Origin of the sequence: Caballeronia sp. LZ065 (assembly GCF_031450975.1) — a bacterium.
Classification (GTDB): domain Bacteria; phylum Pseudomonadota; class Gammaproteobacteria; order Burkholderiales; family Burkholderiaceae; genus Caballeronia.
In genome coordinates this window covers 2,480,055-2,498,649 of sequence record NZ_JARUXV010000001.1, presented here as the reverse complement: position 1 = coordinate 2,498,649, position 18,595 = coordinate 2,480,055, and the positions used below count along the sequence as shown (strand labels likewise).

At 64.1% G+C, this 18,595-nt stretch carries 18 protein-coding genes and 1 pseudogene; 17 read left to right on the top strand and 2 right to left on the bottom strand.

Annotation, left to right across the window (positions count from 1 at the left end; all coding sequences use genetic code 11):
- Positions 1 to 27: 27 nt before the first annotated feature.
- From aroA to cysM, 11 genes are all read left to right on the top strand, one after another.
- Positions 28 to 1,332 carry a 3-phosphoshikimate 1-carboxyvinyltransferase gene (gene aroA / locus QCE63_RS11545; protein WP_309833787.1) on the top strand — a complete coding sequence of 435 codons (1,305 nt, stop codon included), beginning with the start codon at positions 28 to 30 and terminating at the stop codon, positions 1,330 to 1,332.
- 75 nt (positions 1,333 to 1,407) lie between these two features.
- On the top strand, positions 1,408 to 2,100 hold the full coding sequence (cmk, locus tag QCE63_RS11540; protein ID WP_309833785.1) for a (d)CMP kinase: 693 nt from the start codon (positions 1,408 to 1,410) through the stop codon (positions 2,098 to 2,100).
- Between the two features lie 127 nt (positions 2,101 to 2,227).
- Positions 2,228 to 3,958, top strand: coding sequence for a 30S ribosomal protein S1 (gene rpsA / locus QCE63_RS11535; protein WP_309832960.1), 1,731 nt, complete (start codon positions 2,228 to 2,230; stop codon positions 3,956 to 3,958).
- A gap of 23 nt (positions 3,959 to 3,981) precedes the next feature.
- Positions 3,982 to 4,311: an integration host factor subunit beta gene (locus QCE63_RS11530; protein ID WP_309832958.1), complete on the top strand. Its 330-nt coding sequence runs from the start codon at positions 3,982 to 3,984 to the stop codon at positions 4,309 to 4,311.
- A gap of 285 nt (positions 4,312 to 4,596) precedes the next feature.
- Positions 4,597 to 4,890 (top strand): LapA family protein, encoded by a 294-nt coding sequence (locus tag QCE63_RS11525; protein WP_309809299.1) that lies wholly within the window; start codon positions 4,597 to 4,599, stop codon positions 4,888 to 4,890.
- Positions 4,891 to 4,938: 48 nt separating this feature from the next.
- Entirely contained in the window at positions 4,939 to 6,114 is a 1,176-nt protein-coding gene (lapB, locus tag QCE63_RS11520; protein WP_309832957.1) for a lipopolysaccharide assembly protein LapB, read from the top strand.
- Positions 6,115 to 6,193: 79 nt separating this feature from the next.
- The gene (locus QCE63_RS11515) at positions 6,194 to 7,597 is read left to right on the top strand and encodes a UDP-glucose/GDP-mannose dehydrogenase family protein (protein ID WP_309832956.1); all 1,404 of its coding nucleotides are present in this window, start codon (positions 6,194 to 6,196) and stop codon (positions 7,595 to 7,597) included.
- Positions 7,563 to 8,549, top strand: a complete 987-nt coding sequence (rfaE1, locus tag QCE63_RS11510) for a D-glycero-beta-D-manno-heptose-7-phosphate kinase (protein ID WP_309832955.1) — start codon at positions 7,563 to 7,565, stop codon at positions 8,547 to 8,549. The genes QCE63_RS11515 and rfaE1 overlap by 35 nt, the downstream gene beginning before the upstream one ends.
- Before the next feature lie 24 nt (positions 8,550 to 8,573).
- Positions 8,574 to 9,566 carry an ADP-glyceromanno-heptose 6-epimerase gene (rfaD, locus tag QCE63_RS11505; RefSeq protein WP_309832953.1) on the top strand — a complete coding sequence of 331 codons (993 nt, stop codon included), beginning with the start codon at positions 8,574 to 8,576 and terminating at the stop codon, positions 9,564 to 9,566.
- Between the two features lie 73 nt (positions 9,567 to 9,639).
- A complete protein-coding gene (locus tag QCE63_RS11500) occupies positions 9,640 to 10,026 on the top strand; it encodes a helix-hairpin-helix domain-containing protein (RefSeq protein ID WP_309832952.1) in 387 nt (128 codons plus the stop codon).
- Between the two features lie 305 nt (positions 10,027 to 10,331).
- Positions 10,332 to 11,234, top strand: coding sequence for a cysteine synthase CysM (gene cysM, locus QCE63_RS11495; protein WP_309832950.1), 903 nt, complete (start codon positions 10,332 to 10,334; stop codon positions 11,232 to 11,234).
- A 77-nt stretch (positions 11,235 to 11,311) separates the two neighbouring features.
- Here cysM and mltB read toward each other — a convergent pair whose 3' ends face one another.
- Complete coding sequence (mltB, locus tag QCE63_RS11490) at positions 11,312 to 12,484, bottom strand: lytic murein transglycosylase B (RefSeq protein ID WP_309832949.1); 1,173 nt, start codon at positions 12,482 to 12,484, stop codon at positions 11,312 to 11,314.
- Positions 12,485 to 12,880: 396 nt separating this feature from the next.
- Between mltB and QCE63_RS11485 the strand changes: the two genes are divergently transcribed.
- Positions 12,881 to 13,804: a histone deacetylase family protein gene (locus tag QCE63_RS11485; RefSeq protein WP_309833784.1), complete on the top strand. Its 924-nt coding sequence runs from the start codon at positions 12,881 to 12,883 to the stop codon at positions 13,802 to 13,804.
- Here QCE63_RS11485 and QCE63_RS11480 read toward each other — a convergent pair.
- Positions 13,801 to 14,703: an alpha/beta hydrolase gene (locus QCE63_RS11480; protein ID WP_309832948.1), complete on the bottom strand. Its 903-nt coding sequence runs from the start codon at positions 14,701 to 14,703 to the stop codon at positions 13,801 to 13,803. The two genes, QCE63_RS11485 and QCE63_RS11480, sit on opposite strands and share 4 nt — an antisense overlap.
- 159 nt (positions 14,704 to 14,862) lie before the next feature.
- Here QCE63_RS11480 and QCE63_RS11475 point away from each other — a divergent pair, with 159 nt between their 5' ends.
- The 5 genes and pseudogenes from QCE63_RS11475 to QCE63_RS11455 form a co-directional block, all read left to right on the top strand.
- A complete protein-coding gene (locus tag QCE63_RS11475; RefSeq protein ID WP_309832947.1) occupies positions 14,863 to 15,897 on the top strand; it encodes a methionine ABC transporter ATP-binding protein in 1,035 nt (344 codons plus the stop codon).
- The gene (locus QCE63_RS11470; RefSeq protein WP_309832946.1) at positions 15,887 to 16,540 is read left to right on the top strand and encodes a methionine ABC transporter permease; all 654 of its coding nucleotides are present in this window, start codon (positions 15,887 to 15,889) and stop codon (positions 16,538 to 16,540) included. The genes QCE63_RS11475 and QCE63_RS11470 overlap by 11 nt, the downstream gene beginning before the upstream one ends.
- A 34-nt stretch (positions 16,541 to 16,574) precedes the next feature.
- Positions 16,575 to 17,366, top strand: coding sequence for a MetQ/NlpA family ABC transporter substrate-binding protein (locus QCE63_RS11465; RefSeq protein WP_309832945.1), 792 nt, complete (start codon positions 16,575 to 16,577; stop codon positions 17,364 to 17,366).
- 179 nt (positions 17,367 to 17,545) lie between these two features.
- Positions 17,546 to 18,295 (top strand): electron transfer flavoprotein subunit beta/FixA family protein, encoded by a 750-nt coding sequence (locus QCE63_RS11460; RefSeq protein WP_309832944.1) that lies wholly within the window; start codon positions 17,546 to 17,548, stop codon positions 18,293 to 18,295.
- 15 nt (positions 18,296 to 18,310) lie between these two features.
- A pseudogene (locus QCE63_RS11455) lies at positions 18,311 to 18,595 on the top strand (electron transfer flavoprotein subunit alpha/FixB family protein); the annotation flags it as partial.

The following is an 18,595-nucleotide window of genomic DNA, read 5'->3' as shown; positions in this document are numbered from 1 at the left end:
AAGCACGCAGCACAACAAGGACACACTATGGAACATCTGGATCTCGGACCCTTCGCACGCGCGTCCGGCACGGTGCGCTTGCCCGGGTCGAAGAGCATCTCGAACCGCGTGCTGCTGCTCGCGGCATTGTCGAGCGGCGAAACTTCGATCACCAATCTGCTCGATTCCGACGACACGCGCGTGATGATCGCCGCGCTCAAGACGCTCGGCGTCGGCGTCCGGGAGGACGGCGAGCGGATCGTCGTGGCCGGCACGGGCGGCGCGTTTCCGTCGAAGGCGGCGGAGCTGTTTCTCGGCAACGCCGGCACGGCGGTACGTCCGCTGACGGCGGCCCTGGCCGTCAACGGCGGCGAATACCGCGTGCACGGCGTGCCGCGCATGCACGAACGACCTATCGGCGATCTCGTCGACGGGCTGCGCCAGATCGGCGCGCATATCGACTACGAACTCAACGACGGCTTTCCGCCGCTCAGGATCCATCCGGCGAAGATCGCGGTGGACCGTCCCGTGCGCGTGCGCGGCGACGTGTCGAGCCAGTTCCTCACGGCGCTGCTGATGAGCCTGCCGGTGGCCGAAGGGCGCAGCGGGCCGGTGACGATCGAGATCGAAGGCGAACTGATTTCGAAGCCCTATATCGACATCACCATTCGCCTGATGGAGCGCTTCGGCGTGAGCGTCGAGCGCGACGGCTGGGCGCGCTTCACGATTCCGGCCGGCGCCGGCTATCGTTCGCCGGGCGCGATCATGGTGGAAGGCGATGCGTCGTCGGCCTCGTATTTTCTCGCGGCGGGCGCGATCGGCCATGGTCCGGTGCGCGTGGAAGGCGTCGGGCGTTCGAGCATCCAGGGCGATGTCGGTTTCGCCGATGCGCTCAACCGCATGGGCGCGAACATCATGATGGGCGAGGACTGGATCGAGGTGCGGGGCGTCGAGTCCGACGACGGCAAGCTCGCCGCCATCGACATGGATTTCAACCTGATTCCCGACGCCGCGATGACCATCGCGGTGGCCGCGCTGTTCGCGAACGGCACGACGACGCTGCGCAACATCGCGAGCTGGCGCGTGAAGGAAACCGACCGCATCGCCGCGATGGCGACAGAACTGCGCAAGGTGGGCGCGACGGTGGAAGAGGGCGCGGACTATCTGGTGGTCACGCCGCCCGCGACACTCACGGCGGGCGCCGCGATCGACACTTACGACGATCACCGCATGGCCATGTGCTTCTCGCTGGTGAGCCTGGGCGGCGTGCCGGTGCGCATCAACGATCCGACATGCGTGAACAAGACGTTTCCGGATTACTTCGAGCGCTTCGCGGCGCTCGTGAAGGCGTGACCGGCGTGCTGTACCGTGAAGCGCGATGACTTTGATTTCAACGGCAACCCTAACGGGCCAGTACGGCCAGATTCGATGAAACCGACCCGTCCATTCGACCCCATTCCAGTGATCACCATCGACGGGCCGACCGCTTCGGGCAAGGGCACGGTCGCCGCGGTCGTCGCGGCGACGCTCGGCTTTCACCTGCTCGACAGCGGCGCGTTGTACCGGCTGGCGGCGCTCGCCAGCGTGCGCTACCAGATCGCGACGGACGACGCGGCCGGCCTTGCAAAGCTGATCGAGTCGCTCCATATCACCTTCCGCGAAGGCTGCGCCCAGCTCGATGGCGTGGATGTCTCCGGCGAGATTCGTCAGGAAGAAGTGGGCAACCGCGCGTCCGCCATCGCGGTTCATCATGAGGTGCGTCAGGCGCTGGTCGCGCGCCAGCGGGCCTTCCGCAAGCGCCCGGGACTGGTCGCCGACGGCCGCGACATGGGCACCGTGATCTTCCCGGATGCCACGTTGAAGGTGTTTCTGACGGCAAGCGTCGAGGCGCGCGCCGCCAGACGGCATAAGCAATTGATGCAAAAAGGTTTTTCTGCTAGCATAGATGACCTGCTGCGTGATTTGCGCGAACGGGACGCCCGGGACATAAACCGGAGTGTCGCGCCGCTCAAGCCTGCGGCGGATGCGAAGACGCTGGACACCTCCGGTCTGTCCATCGACCAGGCGGTCGAGCAGATCATCGGCTGGTACAGCGGGATTCGCGTAGTGCAGGAAAAGTAAGGCAGTAAAAGCAAGCAGCAAGGTGCTCCGCCACGAGGCGGGGCGTGTGTTAAACCCCTTAACCCCGTACGGCTTTGCGTTTCACCGGTCCAGCATGGGATTGTCCCGGGACCACCGCGCAAGGGCTGTGCAAATACAGATTTTTATGTCCGACCTGCAAACCTCCACCCCGAATACCGAATCTTTCGCGGCTCTGTTCGAAGAGTCGCTGACCAAGCAGGACATGCGCGCGGGCGAAGTGATCTCCGCCGAAGTCGTGCGCGTCGACCACAACTTCGTGGTCGTCAACGCTGGTCTCAAGTCCGAAGCCTATATTCCGCTCGAAGAATTCCTGAACGACGCGGGTGAAGTGGAAGTGCAGGCGGGCGACTTCGTTTCCGTCGCGATCGACGCGCTGGAAAACGGCTATGGCGACACCATCCTGTCGCGCGACAAGGCGAAGCGCCTCGCTTCTTGGCTGTCGCTGGAAAAAGCGCTGGACAACAACGAACTCGTGACCGGCACGATTACCGGCAAGGTCAAGGGCGGCATGACCGTGATGGTCAACGGCATCCGCGCGTTCCTGCCGGGTTCGCTCGTCGACACCCGTCCGGTCAAGGACACGACCCCGTACGAAGGCAAGACGCTCGAATTCCGCGTCATCAAGCTCGACCGCAAGCGTAACAACGTGGTGCTGTCGCGCCGCGCGGTGATCGAAGCCACGCAAGGCGAAGAGCGCGCCAAGCTGCTCGAGACGCTGAAGGAAGGCGCGATCGTCGAAGGCGTGGTCAAGAACATCACCGACTACGGCGCGTTCGTGGACCTCGGCGGCATCGACGGCCTGCTGCACATCACCGACATCGCATGGCGTCGCGTGCGTCACCCGTCGGAAGTTCTGTCGGTTGGCCAGGAAGTCACCGCCAAGATCCTCAAGTTCGACCAAGAGAAGAACCGCGTTTCGCTCGGCATCAAGCAACTGGGCGACGATCCGTGGGAAGGCATCTCGCGCCGTTACCCGTCGGGCACGCGCCTGTTCGGCAAGGTCACCAACATCACCGACTACGGCGCATTCGTCGAAGTGGAATCGGGCATCGAAGGCTTGGTTCACGTGTCGGAAATGGACTGGACCAACAAGAACGTTGCGCCGTCGAAGGTTGTCCAGCTGGGCGACGAAGTCGAAGTCATGGTTCTCGAAATCGACGAAGACCGCCGCCGTATCTCGCTCGGCATGAAGCAGTGCAAGCCGAATCCGTGGGATGACTTCAGCCGCAACTACAAGAAGGGCGACAAGCTGCAAGGCGCCATCAAGTCGATCACCGACTTCGGCGTGTTCATCGGTCTGCCTGGCGGCATCGACGGTCTGGTTCACCTGTCGGACCTGTCGTGGTCGGAAACCGGCGAAGAAGCTGTCCGCAAGTACAAGAAGGGCGACGAAGTCGAAGCCGTGGTTCTGGGCATCGACGTCGAGAAGGAACGCATCTCGCTGGGCATCAAGCAGCTGGAAGGCGACCCGTTCAGCAACTTCGTCGCGATCAACGACAAGGGCGCCATCGTCGACGGCGTCGTGAAGTCGGTGGATCCGAAGGGTGCTGTCATTACGCTGAACGCGGACGTCGAAGGCTACCTGCGTGCTTCCGAAATCGCTCAGGACCGCGTGGAAGATGCGCGCAACGTGCTGAAGGAAGGCGACAAGGTCAACGCGATGATCATCAACATCGATCGCAAGTCGCGTGGCATCAACCTGTCGATCAAGGCGAAGGATTCGGCCGAACAGCAGGAAGCCATGCGCAGCCTGCAGGGCGACTCGAACGCCGCCGCGACCGGCACGACCAACCTCGGCGCGCTGCTCAAGGCCAAGCTCGACGGCCAGAACAGCTAAGCCCTTAACGGCACGGCTGCAGAATGACCAAATCGGAATTGGTCGCCCAGTTGGCGTCGCGATTTCCGCAACTTGTCCTCAAGGATGCGGATTTCGCGGTGAAGACGATGCTCGATGCGATGTCGGAGGCCTTGGCCAACGGTCACCGCATCGAGATTCGCGGCTTCGGCAGCTTCGGGCTCAACCGTCGTCCGTCGCGCGTCGGGCGCAATCCCAAGTCGGGTGAGAAAGTGCTGGTGCCGGAGAAATTCGTGCCGCACTTCAAGCCGGGCAAGGAATTGCGCGAACGCGTTGACGGCCGCTCGGGCGAGCCGCTGAAGATGTCGAATGACGACGACGCGGACGATCTCTGATCGGCCGGGTTCGTCGGCCAGCGGGCCCTCGACCAGAGAAAGCACCCTTCGGGGTGCTTTTTTCATGGGCGCTGCATTTGCACGCGATATGCACGCGACGGGTGCGTGGCTTGCTGAAAGACGAGCAAAGCGCCGACGACTGCCGGTGCGCATAAGCATCAATTACAATACCGGTCACTTTGACCTCGTAACATGCTTCGCTCGCCGTTCCACAAGAAACGGCCGCATCCTGCACCGCTGCATGCGCCACGTGCACCACCCGCAACCGCTCCCGCGAGACCCCGTATGAAATTCATTGTCTGGCTGATCCGCGTCCTGGTTTTCGTGCTGCTTCTGGTGCTGGCCCTGGCCAACACCCAGACGGCGACGCTGAATTTCCTCGCCGGCTATGCCTGGCAAGCGCCGCTGATCCTGATCGGCCTGGCGTTTTTCGTCGTTGGATTGCTGGCGGGGCTCGTTTCCGCGTTGCCCGCGCGGGTGCGCCTGCGCATGGAGAACGGCCGCCTCAAGCGCGAGTTGCGCGTGGCGCGCGAGACGCCGGTGGTGAAGGAAGAACCGCCGATGCCGCCGCTCATCTGACTATGACGCCCGCGGCCGGCAGACACCTCACTCATCTCGACTAATCGCATGGATCTAGACTTCTGGTGGCTGCTCGTCATTCCCGTCGCGTTCGCGCTGGGCTGGATGACGTCCCGCTATGACCTGAAAACGCTGCTGTCCGAGAATGCGAACCTGCCGCGCTCGTACTTCCGCGGCCTCAACTTCCTTCTCAACGAGCAACACGACAAGGCCATCGATGCCTTCATCGAAGTTGCCAAGCTGGACCCTGAAACCATCGAACTGCACTTCGCGCTCGGCAACCTGTTCCGCCGCCGGGGCGAGACCGATCGCGCGATCCGCGTGCACCAGAACCTGCTGAGCCGTGCCGATCTGCCGGTCGCGGAGCGCGATCACGCGCTCTACGAGCTGGGCCAGGACTTCCTGAAGGCCGGCCTGCTGGACCGCGCCGAGGAAACCTTCCGCTCGCTCGATTCCGGCGAATACTCGCTCGGCGCGAAACGCGCGCTGCTGACCATCTACGAGATTGAGAAGGACTGGCCGAAGTCGATCACGACGGCCGAGCAGATCGAAAAGATGGGCGCGCCGTCGCTGCACATGGAGATCGCGCATTTTCATTGCGAGCTCGCGCAGGAAGCGTTGCAGCGCAAGAATCCCGACGGCGCGCGCGCGGAGCTGAAGCTCGCGCTGGCGTCGAATCCGGACAACGTGCGTGCGACCATCCTCGGCGGCGACGTGGAAGCGGCCGCGGGCAATCTGGACGACGCGATCGCGCACTGGAAGCGCGTCGAGGAGCAGAACGAGGCGTATCTGCCGCTCGTCGCCGAGAAGCTGATGAAGGCCTACAGCGCGCTCGAACGCAAGGAAGACGGCGTCGCGCTGCTGACCGAGTACGCGACCCGCTATCCGTCGAACGATCTGCTCGATGTCGCGTACAAGCACGTGCAGGAACTGCGCGGACTGGAAGCGGCGCACGCGCTGGCGCGCAAGCAGATGCAAAGCGCGCCGAATCTCGCGGGCATGACGCGTCTGCTCGAAGCGCAGGAAGCGACGGCCGAGGAACCGCGCCGCGGCGAACTCGAACTGATGCGCAATCTGGTGAAGCAGCGCACCAAGAATCTGCCGCGTTACACGTGCCAGACCTGCGGTTTCCGTGCGCGGCTATTCTATTGGCAGTGTCCCGGCTGCAGCGGCTGGGAGACCTACGCGCCGCGCCGCGTCGAGCCGATCACGAGTTCGGCCTGAGCCGCGCAAGCAAAGTCGAATCAGTCGTGAAAGCGGGCGCCGCGCGCGCCCCGGCAATTCAGACCTCACTGGAAAGCGTATGAAAGTGACCATCGTCGGCACGGGTTATGTCGGTCTAGTGACTGGCGCGTGTCTCGCCGAAATCGGCAATGACGTGTTTTGCGTGGATGTCGATCCGCGCAAGATCGAGATTCTCAACAGCGGCGGCGTGCCGATCCACGAGCCGGGCCTGCAGGAAATGCTCAGGCGCACGCGTGCCGCGGGCCGCATCCAGTTTTCCACCGACGTGAAAGCGAGCGTCGAGCACGGCGACATCCAGTTCATCGCCGTCGGCACCCCGCCCGACGAGGACGGCTCCGCCGACCTGCAATACGTGCTCGCGGCGGCGCGCAATATCGGCAAGTATTCGAACGGCTTCAAGGTGATTGTCGACAAGTCGACGGTGCCGGTCGGCACGGCGCTTCAGGTGCGCCGCGTCGTTGCCGAGGAACTCAAGGCGCGAGGGCTTGAAGGCTCGGACAAGCACGGCGTTTCGGTCGTATCGAACCCGGAGTTCCTGAAAGAGGGCGCGGCCGTCGATGACTTCATGCGGCCCGACCGCATCGTGATCGGCATCGACGACGATCACGCCGGCCAGATCGCGCGCGAGAAGATGAAGCGCCTGTACGCGCCGTTCAACCGCAATCACGAACGCACGCTCTACATGGACGTGCGCTCGGCGGAGTTCACGAAGTACGCGGCCAACGCGATGCTCGCCACGCGCATCTCGTTCATGAACGACCTGTCGAATCTCGCGGATACCGTCGGCGCCGATATCGAAGCGGTGCGGCGCGGCATCGGCTCGGATCCGCGCATCGGTTATCACTTTCTGTATGCGGGCTGCGGCTATGGCGGTTCGTGTTTCCCGAAGGACGTGCAGGCGCTCGCGCAAACGGCCCGCGAAAACGGTCACACGCTGCGCATCCTCGAAGCCGTGGAAGCCGTCAATGACGACCAGAAGGAAGTGCTTGTCAACAAGATCGTGCGGCGCATGGGCGAGGATCTGCGCGGCCGCACGTTCGCCGTCTGGGGCCTGGCGTTCAAGCCGAACACGGACGATATGCGCGAGGCGTCGAGCCGTCGCATGATCGAGGCGCTGCTGAAGCGCGGCGCGTCGGTGCAGGCCTACGATCCGGTCGCGCGCGACGAGGCCGAACGCGTCTTCGCGCTCGATCTCGCGGACCGTGCGGACGACATGAAGCGCCTGCACTTCGTGAAAACGCAACAGGATGCGCTGACGAATGCGGATGCGCTCGTCATCGTGACCGAATGGAAGGAATTCAAGAGCCCCGACTTCGCTCATCTGAAAGGCGCGCTGAAGGCGCCGGTGATTTTCGATGGCCGCAATCTGTACGAACCGGAAGCGATGGCCGAACTGGGCATCGACTACTACGCAATAGGACGTCCCCATGTCGAACTCGACTCCAACGGCTCACGACATTAAGCACGACAGCCAGCCCGAGATTCCCGTCGTGCCGCGCGCGCGCGTCGCGGCGGCGCGCGTGCTGGTGGTCGGCGACGTGATGCTCGACCGCTACTGGTTCGGCGACGTCAACCGCATCTCGCCCGAAGCGCCCGTGCCGGTCGTGCATGTGCAGAAAAAGGAAGACCGTCTTGGCGGCGCGGCCAACGTCGCGCGCAATGCGGCGGCGCTCGGCGCGCAGGCGGGTTTGTTGTGTGTCGTCGGACACGACGAACCGGGTGAACGCCTGGTCGAGCTGCTCGGCGAAAGCAAGGTCGCGGCGCATCTGGAACGCGATCCCGAACTGCTCACGACCATCAAGCTGCGCGTGTTGTCGCGTCAGCAGCAATTGCTGCGCGTGGACTTCGAGAACACGCCGAATCACGAAGTGCTGCGCGCGTGCCTCGAACGCTTTGCCGACATCCTGCCGCAGCACGACGTGATCCTCATGTCCGACTACGCGAAGGGCGGCCTGACGCACGTCACGCAGATGATCGCCGACGCCCGGCGCGCCGGCAAGCCGGTGCTGGTCGATCCGAAAGGCGACGACTGGGACCGTTATCGCGGCGCGACGCTCATTACGCCGAACCGCGCGGAACTGCGCGAGGTCGTCGGCCAATGGAAGTCGGAAGAAGACCTGCACGAGCGCGTGGCGAAGCTGCGCCGTGAACTCGAGTTCGGCGCGCTGCTGCTGACGCGTTCGGAAGAAGGCATGACGCTCTTCACCGAAGGCCAGGTGGTGCATACGTCGGCCGAAGCACGCGAAGTGTATGATGTCTCGGGCGCCGGCGACACCGTCATCGCGACGGTCGCAACCATGCTGGGCGCGGGCGTGCCGCTGGTCGACTCCATCGTGTATGCGAACCGCGCGGCGGGCATCGTGGTCGGCAAGCTCGGCACGGCCACCGTCGACTACAACGAACTCTTCGCCTGATTCCCCTCTCTCTGATAAACCGCCATGACCATCATCGTTACCGGTGCGGCCGGATTCATCGGCAGCAACATCGTCAAGGCGCTCAATGAGCGCGGCGAACAGCGCGTGATCGCAGTCGACAACCTCACGCGCGCCGACAAGTTCAAGAATCTCGTCGATTGCGACATCGACGATTACCTCGACAAGACCGAATTCGTCGAGCGCTTCAAGCGCGGCGATTTCGGCAAGGTGCGCGCGGTGTTCCATGAAGGCGCCTGTTCGGACACGATGGAAACCGACGGCCGCTACATGATGGACAACAACTTCCGCTACAGCCGCGACGTGATGGACACGTGCCTCGCGCAAGGGGCGCAGTTCCTGTATGCGTCGTCGGCGGCTACTTACGGCGGATCGAGCAAGTTCGTCGAGGAACGCGCGTACGAGAAGCCGCTCAACGTCTACGGCTACTCGAAGCTGCTGTTCGACCAGATCGTGCGCCAGGTGTTGCCGCAGGCGAAGAGCCAGATCGTCGGCTTCCGCTATTTCAACGTGTACGGTCCGCGTGAGACGCACAAGGGCCGCATGGCGTCGGTCGCGTTCCACAACTTCAACCAGTTCCGCTCGGAAGGCAAGGTCAAGCTGTTCGGCGAATACAACGGCTATGCGGCGGGCGAGCAGACGCGCGATTTCATCTCGGTGGAAGACGTGGTGAAGGTGAACCTGTTCTTCTTCGATCATCCGGAGAAGTCAGGCATCTTCAACCTCGGCACGGGCCGCGCGCAGCCGTTCAACGATATCGCCTCGACCGTCGTGAACTCCTTGCGTGCGCTCGACGGCGAAGCCTCTTTGTCGCTCGCGGAACTCGTGCAGCGCGGCTTGCTGGAGTACATCGCGTTTCCGGACGCGCTGCGCGGCAAGTATCAGTGCTTCACGCAGGCCGACCAGTCGAAGCTGCGCGCAGCCGGCTACGACGCGCCGTTCCTGACGGTTCAGGAAGGCGTCGACCGCTACGTGCGCTGGCTGTTCGGCCAGCTATAAACGCGCGCAGTCCCTCTCTACATGGGTCTCACGGTCGGCAGGTCGCCGGCCGGTTCCTCACGGAGACTCAGTCATGTTCAAGCACGCACTCTCGTCCCTTGCCGCGTTCGCGCTGATCCTTTCGCTTGGCTCGGCGTTCGCGGCCGTCGACGTCAATACCGCGAATGTCGATGCGCTGCGCGGCATCAAGGGCATCGGCCCGGCCAAGGCGAAGGCCATTCTCGACGAACGCCAGGCGCACGGCCCATTCAAGGACGCCGGCGATCTCAGCACGCGCGTGAAGGGCATGGGCGGCAAGACCGTCCAGCGTCTGGAAGCGGAAGGGCTGACCATCGGCGCCTCCACTCAAACGGCGGCCGCACCGCCAGGTAATGCGGCACCGCCCGGCGCGGCCAACTCGGCGGTCGCCACGCCGGTGTCGACGTCCGCCTCGGCCAAGCCGGTGGTCGTCAAGAAATAACCGGCAGCGTCGTTGAATTGCTCCGGGCGCGCTCTGGTGCGCGGCGCGTGACCGGGCCTTGGCTTTTGGACTCCTTCAGCCTGTAGAGCGTTTGGGCTCCCCGCGGTGTGCCTCCCGCGGGGTTTTTTGCATGCATGATGGGTTGCTGAAGCTGTCGAAGCGCTTACGCCTTCGGACGGCAGACCATCCGCGCGGCAGGGCTGCGTGGGCGTCGGAAGAACCGCTGGGCTACAATCGACCATCCCCCTTACCTCTGTTTCCACGCCAGACGCACTCGCGCGTGAAAACTCGATTCCGCTCCGCATATGGCTTACATGACTATCGAAGACACGATCGGCAACACGCCGCTCGTGCAACTCGTCCGCGTCGTGGACGATGAAATCCGCAGCCGCAACAACGTCGTGCTGGGCAAGCTCGAAGGCAACAATCCGGCGGGTTCGGTGAAGGACCGCCCGGCGGCCTCGATGATCCGCAAGGCCGAGGAACGCGGCCGCATCAAGCCGGGCGACACGCTGATCGAAGCCACGAGCGGCAATACCGGCATCGCGCTTGCCATGGCTGCCGCCATGCGCGGCTACAAGATGGTCCTGCTGATGCCCGAGGATCTCTCGGTGGAGCGTCGCCAGAGCATGGCGGCGTATGGCGCGGAGATCATCATGACGCCGGTGAAGGGCGGCATGGAATACGCGCGCGACCTCGCCGACCAGATGCAGCGCGACGGCCGCGGCATCATCCTCGACCAGTTCGCCAATCCGGACAACCCGCTCGCGCATTACGAAGCCACCGGCCCGGAACTCTGGAAGCAGACCGAAGGACGCATTACGCACTTCGTGTCGTCCATGGGCACGACCGGCACGATCATGGGCGTGTCGAAGTATCTGAAAGAGCAGAACGAGAAGATCGAGATCATCGGCGCGCAGCCGGAAGAAGGCTCGCGCATTCCGGGCATTCGCAAATGGCCGGAAGCGTATCTGCCGAAGATCTTCGATCGCAGCCGCGTGGATCGCGTCGAGAACGTGAGCCAGGCCGCATCGGAAGCCATGGCGCGGCGTCTGGCTTCCGTCGAAGGCATCTTCGCGGGCATCTCGTCGGGCGGCGCATGCGAAGTCGCGCTGCGCATCGCGCGTCAGGTCGAGAACGCGACCATCGTGTTCATCGTCTGCGATCGCGGCGACCGGTATCTGTCGACGGGCGTGTTTCCCGCCTGAGGCCTTGGCGGCTGGCAGCGCTCAATAAGAAAACCCCGGCGCGCCGGGGTTTTCTTCATGTTCGAGCGGACCGCGCGCTATTGCGAGTTCGCGCCCGTATCGCCCGCGATCATGCGCGCCTTCACCGCCTCGCCCAGCTGATACACAGCGAGCGCGTAGAAGAAGCTGCGGTTGTAGCGCGTCAGCACATAGAAGTTCTTCAGCCCGAGCGTGTACTCGGTTGCGCGCCCGGGCGTGGGCAAGTCGACGACCGTGAGCGGCGTGGCAGCCTCGGCCGCGAGATTCAACCCCGGCTCGTTGAGCAGCATGCCGGCCTTGGTCAGCTGCGCGAGCGACCACTTCGGCTCCGGCGCGCCATCCGCCGCCGCCTGTGCAATGCCCTGGCTGCCTTCGTCGCCGGCAATGCGCCACACCACCGGACGGCCCGCTTCCCAGCCGTTCTGCTTCAGATAATTCGCCACGCTGCCGATGGCATCCGCCGGACTCGTGCGCAAGTCGATGCGGCTGTTGCCGTCGTAGTCCACCGCGTACTGCACGATGCTGCTCGGCAGGAACTGCGGAATGCCGATCGCGCCCGTGTAGGAGCCGAGCACCGTGGTCGGGTCGATCTGCGAATCGCGCGTCCAGACAAGCAGGTCTTCGAGGTTCTTGCGGAAGGTCGCCATGCGCTCGGCGCGGTTCGGCGTGTTCGGGTAATCGAAGGTGAGCGTGGTCAGCGCGTCGAGCGCGCGGAAGTTGCCCATGTAGCGGCCGTAGATCGTCTCCACGCCGATGATGCCCACGATGATTTCCGGCGGCACCCCGAACTGCTCGGCCGCGCGCTTGAGCGTCGCCTGGTTGGCGCGCCAGAACTTCACGCCCGCATTGATGCGCACCGGCTCGATGAAGCGCGCCTGGTATGCGCGCCAGTTCTTGGTCGCGGGCGTGGGCGAGGGCAGCACCAGCTTCGCCGCCGTGGCCGAATAGCTGACGCGCGCGAACAGGTCGTGCAGCGCGGAGGAATCGAAGTCGTAGCGCGCCACCATGTCGTTGATGAACGCCTCGACATTCGCATTGTTCGCGTAACGCTGCGGCACGATCTCTTCTTCGAACATCTGGCCTTGCGGCGTCGCGGTCTGGGGTTGCTGAGACTGGGCGAGGGCGCCGGTCGCGCTGAGGCAGCCGAGCGCGCAGACGAGTGCAGCGAGGAACGCGCGTGGAGTCGGCTTGAACGGGGCCGCGAGGTCGGACGGAGCAAACTGAAAAGTCATGGTGTGCGTGGTTGGGGCGGTTGGGGCGATGCCGGATGTTCGGACGGCACGACGCTCATGGAGCCGGTCTCGAGTTGGCCTTGAATCTGCCGCGGTGCTTCAGGTGCTTCGGTGGCTCGAGCCGGCCTTTGATCTGGATCGACCGGGATCGATCCGCAACGATTCTCAACGGGACGCAACGGCCTGCGACGGGCCGCGCGCAGTGGCACGGCCGGCAAGGCGTCGGGGCAGTATAACCGACGCCTTGCGCCCGTACCGGCCAAGTCCGCGGGCGCGGCCGTCATCGGGAACGCTGTGGTAACGGTGTGGTAACTTAGCGTCAAAGGCGCGGCCCGTGGTCGTGTATGACGAAAAAAGACGAGACGAGAGCCGACGAAAGCGGCATTGCGAGACATCATGGCGACCGGCTTCTACTCCCATCCCGACTGCCTCCAGCACGACAACGGCCAATGGCATCCCGAATGCCCGGCACGCTTGCAGGCCATTGAAGATCAACTGATCGCGAGCCGCATCGACGCGCTGATCGAACGCGAGGAAGCCCCGCTCGCCGACGAAACCGAGCTTGCGCGCGTGCATACGCAGGCGCATATCGACTACATCAAGAGCCGCACGCCCGAGCAGGGACGCAGCGAACTGGACCCCGATACCTCGATGTGTCCGGCGTCCTATCAGGCCGCGTTGCGCGCGGCGGGCGCGGCGGTCGCGGCCACCGATGCGGTCATCGAAGGGCGCTATGACAACGCGTTCTGCAGCGTGCGTCCGCCGGGCCATCACGCGGAGCCCGCGCGCGCAATGGGCTTCTGTCTCTTCAACAACGTCGCGATCGCGGCGCGGCATGCGCTCGACGTGCATGGATTGCAGCGCGTCGCGATCGTCGATTTCGACGTGCATCACGGCAACGGCACCGAAGCCGCCTTCAGCGGCGACTCGCGCGTGCTGATGTGCAGCTTCTTCCAGCATCCGTTCTATCCGTTCAGCGGCGCGGGCAATCACGCGGACAACATGGTCAACGTGCCGCTCGCCGCGCGCACCAAGGGCATGGAAGTGCGCGAAGTGGTCGACATGATGTGGCTGCCGCGGCTCGAGGCATTCAAGCCGCAGATGATTTTCTTCTCCGCCGGGTTCGACGCCCATCGCGAAGACGACATGGCCAACATGGGCCTCGTCGAGGACGACTACGCGTGGATCACCGAGCAGATTCGCCGTGTGGCCGAGCGTCACGCGCAAGGGCGCATCGTGAGCTGCCTGGAAGGCGGCTACAACCTCTCGGCGCTCGGCCGCAGCGTGGTCGCGCATCTGCGCGCGCTCGCGGAGATCTAGCGGGACGCATGCGTGCGCGCATGATCGGCGCGCACGAGAATCCAGTCGATGAGTTCACGGATCACGCGATCGCGATCCAGGTCGTTGAGCGTCTCGTGCATGCCGTCCTGAATCATGGCGAGGGTGCTGTCGGTCGAGCCGACGTTCGCTTCAAATTCACGGCTGCCGGCGGGATCGCAGATGGCGTCGGCGGTGCCGTGGAATATCCGCAGCGGCAAATTGAGCGCGGCGCGCTTCGCCGCCACGCGCTCCATGCCGGCGAGAATCTGCGCGGCCGTGCGCGCGGGCACCGGACCATGATGCACGAGCGGATCGCGCTGATACGCGCTCACCACACCGCTTGCACGCGACAACAACGCGGGGTCGATGCTGAACGCGGCCATGCGCGGCGCGATCAGCCCGGCCGCGCGGGTCAATGCAGCTTTCCAGCCCGGCGTGCCAGGCGCAGGCTTCAGCGCGGGGCTCGACAGGATCAGCCCGGCCAGCTTCCTTTCCTGCGCGCGCTCGATGGCGTACAGCGCCGCGATCGTCCCGCCCATGCTGTGGCCCATCAGGAACAGCGGCGTGGCGGCCGGCGGCGTGGCGGCGCAGGCTTCGAGCAGCACCTCGGTATCGCGCAGATAGTCGTTGAAGACGCGCACCCGCACGCGCGGCCCCGACGACTTGCCGTGCCCGCGCAGATCGACTGCAATCAGTTCGATCCCCGCCGCGTTCAACGCGAGCGCCAGTGCGTCATACCGGCCCGCATGCTCGCCCAGCCCATGCACGAGCGCCACGCGCGCGAGCACCGCCTGTGTCTCGCCGTCCCGCGCGGGCTGCCAGCGATGCAGCAGCAAATCGACGCCATGACGCGTCGTGACCGTGCTCGTCGAATAGAGCGTGCGTGCCTTGCCTGTCATTTCGATGAGTTATTAGGTGATCTGAAATCATTATTAAACAGAATGAAGCCGCTCCTGTAAAATCGCGGGCGAACAGGACAAACCAGCTTCAGCTTGATCAAGCGGCGGCGGCTGCGCGAGTGCATGCACTTGGCGAGGCCTTCCGCCGTTTGCATTTCCATGATCGAAATCCACAATCTGTCACAACGTTTCGCTGGCCCCCGGGGCTGGGTCGAGGCGTTGCACAACGTCAATCTGACGATCCCCGCCGGCGAAGTGTTCGGCATCATCGGGCGCAGCGGCGCCGGCAAGAGCACGCTGGTGCGCACCATCAACCTGCTGACGCGGCCGAGCGAAGGCAGCGTCGTGGTGGGCGGCCGCGACCTCATGACGCTCTCGCGCGACGACCTGCGGGCGGCGCGCCGCGACATCGGCATGATCTTCCAGCATTTCAACCTGCTCAGTTCGCGCACCGTGTACGGCAACGTCGCGCTGCCGCTCGAACTCTCCGGCAAGAAGCGCGGCGAGATCGAAGCGGCCGTGCTGCCGCTGCTCGAACTGGTCGGCCTGACGCAGCACAAGGACAAGTACCCCGCGCAGATCAGCGGCGGCCAGAAGCAGCGCGTGGGCATCGCGCGGGCGCTCGCGAGCAAGCCGCAGGTGCTGCTCTCCGACGAAGCCACCTCCGCACTTGATCCCGAAACCACGCGCGCCATTCTCGACCTGCTGCGCCGGATCAACCGCGAGCTCGGCCTGACCATCGTCCTCATCACGCACCAGATGGAAGTGATCAAGCAGGTGTGCGACCGCGTCGCGGTGCTGGAGGCGGGACGCGTGGTGGAAGAGGGCAAGGTCGTCGATGTTTTCATGCGGCCGCATCACGAGGTGACGCGCGCGCTGATCGGCGATGTCATCGCGCACGAACTCCCGCCCGCGCTGAAGGCCCGCGTGAGCGAGCGCCTCAAGACCGGCAGCGGGCATCTGCTGCGGCTCGCGTTCACGGGCTCAGGCGTCGATCAGCCGATTCTCTCGGAGACCATTCGCCGCTATGAGCTCGATTTCAACATCCTGCATGGCCAGATCGACGAGATCCAGGGCCAGGCGTTCGGCTCGCTCGCGGTGCTGGCGGGCGGGCAACCGGTGAAGGTCGCGGAAGCGATCGACTATCTGCGCTCGCAGGGCGTCGTGGTGGAGGAGCTGTCCCATGTTGAGTGAAATGTTCGACATGTTCGTGCAGTCGTTCTGGGAAACGCTGGTCATGGTCGGCATCTCGGGACTCGTGGGCGCGGCCGTGGGCCTGCCGCTCGGCGTGCTGCTCTATCTGACCGACCGCGACAGCGTATTGCCCAACCTCGCGGTGAATCGCGTGCTCGGCGGCGTCGTCAATGCGGTGCGCTCCACGCCGTTCATCATCCTGCTGGTCGCCGTGATTCCGTTCACGCGCCTGATCGTCGGCTCGTCGATCGGCACGGCGGCCGCCGTCGTGCCGCTGACCATCGCCGCGGCGCCGTTCGTCGCGCGCCTCGTCGAGACGGCGCTGCGCGAAGTGGATCGCGGACTCATCGAGGCTGCACAGGCCATGGGCGCGTCGACCCGCCAGATCGTCTTCAAGGTGCTGCTGCCGGAATCGCTGCCGGGCGTCGTCGCCGGGCTGACCATCACGTTCGTCTCGCTGGTCGGCTATTCGGCGATGGCGGGCGCGATCGGCGGCGGCGGCCTCGGCGATCTCGGCATCCGCTACGGCTATCAGCGCTTCCTGCCCGAGGTGATGATCACCGTCGTCGTGATTCTCATCGTGTTCGTGCAACTCGTGCAGTCGTTCGGCGACTGGCTCGTGCGGCGCCTCAGCCACAAATAAATCATCCCAAGAAATCATCCCAAGAGACCACACCATGCAACGTCGATTCATCCTGAAGTTCGCCGCCGCGCTCCTGAGCGCATCGCTGTTCAACCTTGCTCACGCCGAGGACGCCATCAAGATGGGCGTGACGGGCGGCCCGCACGCGCAGATCATGGACGTGGTGAAGCAGGTCGCCGCGAAGAACGGCCTCAAGATCACGGTGATTGAGTTCTCCGACTACGTGCAGCCGAATGCCGCACTTGCCGCCGGCGATCTCGACGCGAACAGCTACCAGCATCTGCCGTATCTCGATGCGCAAGTGAAGGACCGCGGCTACAAGCTCGTCCGGATCGCGGATACCGTGACCTTCCCGATGGGCATCTACTCGAAGAAGCTGAAGTCGCTCGCGGCGCTGCCGAACGGCGCGCGCGTCGCGGTGCCGAACGATCCGACCAACGGCGGCCGCGCGCTGCTGCTGTTGCAGAAGCAAGGTCTCATCAAGCTGCGCGCCGACGCGGGACTGAAAGCCACGCCGCTCGACATCGCGGAAAACCCGAAGAAGCTGAAGATCGTCGAACTGGACGCGGCGCAAATCCCGCGCTCGCTCGACGACGTCGACGCCGCCGCCATCAACACGAACTTCGCGATGGAAGCGGGTCTGAAGCCGAAGTCGGATGCGATTGCCATCGAGGATCCGCACGGCCCCTACGTGAACATCATCGCGATCCGCGCCGCCGACAAGGACAAGCCGTGGGTCGCCAAGCTGGTGGCGGCGTATCACTCGCCGGAAGTGAAGCAGTTCGTCGAAGGCAAGTATGCGGGTGCGGTCATCACCGCGTGGTAAACAGCATGAAAAGGTGACGAGTACGGGTTTTCGTGGATTTGAATAGAACGATCGTTCGATAAAAATAGGGAAAATCCTATTGCACGATGACTCGGCCTGCCCGATTGCGGGGAAGTGAGCCGCCGCGTCGCTCGTATAATGACGCTGGGTTGACGTAATCGTAACTTTGGAGCGTGTGGATGAAAATTCTGGTGCCAGTCAAGCGCGTGGTCGACTACAACGTGAAGGTCCGCGTGAAATCGGACAACACGGGCGTCGATATCGCCAACGTGAAGATGTCGATGAACCCGTTCGACGAGATCGCCGTGGAAGAGGCGGTGCGTCTGAGGGAAGCGGGCGTTGCAACCGAAGTGATCGCGGTGTCGTGCGGCGTGACGCAATGTCAGGAAACGCTGCGCACGGCCATGGCCATTGGCGCGGATCGCGGCATTCTGGTCGAATCGGCCGATGAGCTTCAGCCGCTCGCCGTCGCGAAGATCCTGAAAGCGCTGGTCGATCAGGAAAAGCCTGAGCTCGTCATTCTCGGCAAACAGGCTATTGACGACGATTCGAATCAGACCGGCCAGATGCTGGCTGCATTGGCGGGTCTGCCGCAAGCGACGTTCGCGTCGAAGGTCGTGATCGCCGATGGCAAAGCCACCGTCTCGCGCGAAGTGGATGGCGGCGCGGAAACGCTGTCGCTGAAGCTGCCGGCTGTCGTGACCACCGACCTGCGTCTCAACGAGCCGCGTTATGTCACGCTGCCGAACATCATGAAGGCAAAGAAGAAGCCGCTCACCACGGTGAAACCGGCGGATCTGGGCGTGGATGTCGCGCCGCGCCTGAAGACGCTGAAGGTCGTCGAGCCGCCGAAGCGCAGCGCCGGTATCACGGTGCCGGACGTGAAGACGCTGGTCGAGAAGCTGAAGAACGAAGCCAAGGTGCTGTAAAGGAGACGCGGAAAAATGACGATTCTGGTAATTGCGGAACACGACAACGCGTCGATCAAGGCAGCGACGCTCAATACGGTTGCAGCGGCCACGAAGATCGGCGGCGACGTGCATGTGCTGGTCGCGGGTTTGAACGCGCAAGGCGCAGCCGATGCCGCGGCGAAGATCGCGGGCGTGGCTAAAGTCCTGCTCGCCGATGCGCCTCAACTCGCCGACGGCCTCGCGGAAAATGTCGAAGGCACGGTGCTGAACATCGCGAAGGATTATTCGCACATCCTGGCTCCGGCTACGGCTTACGGC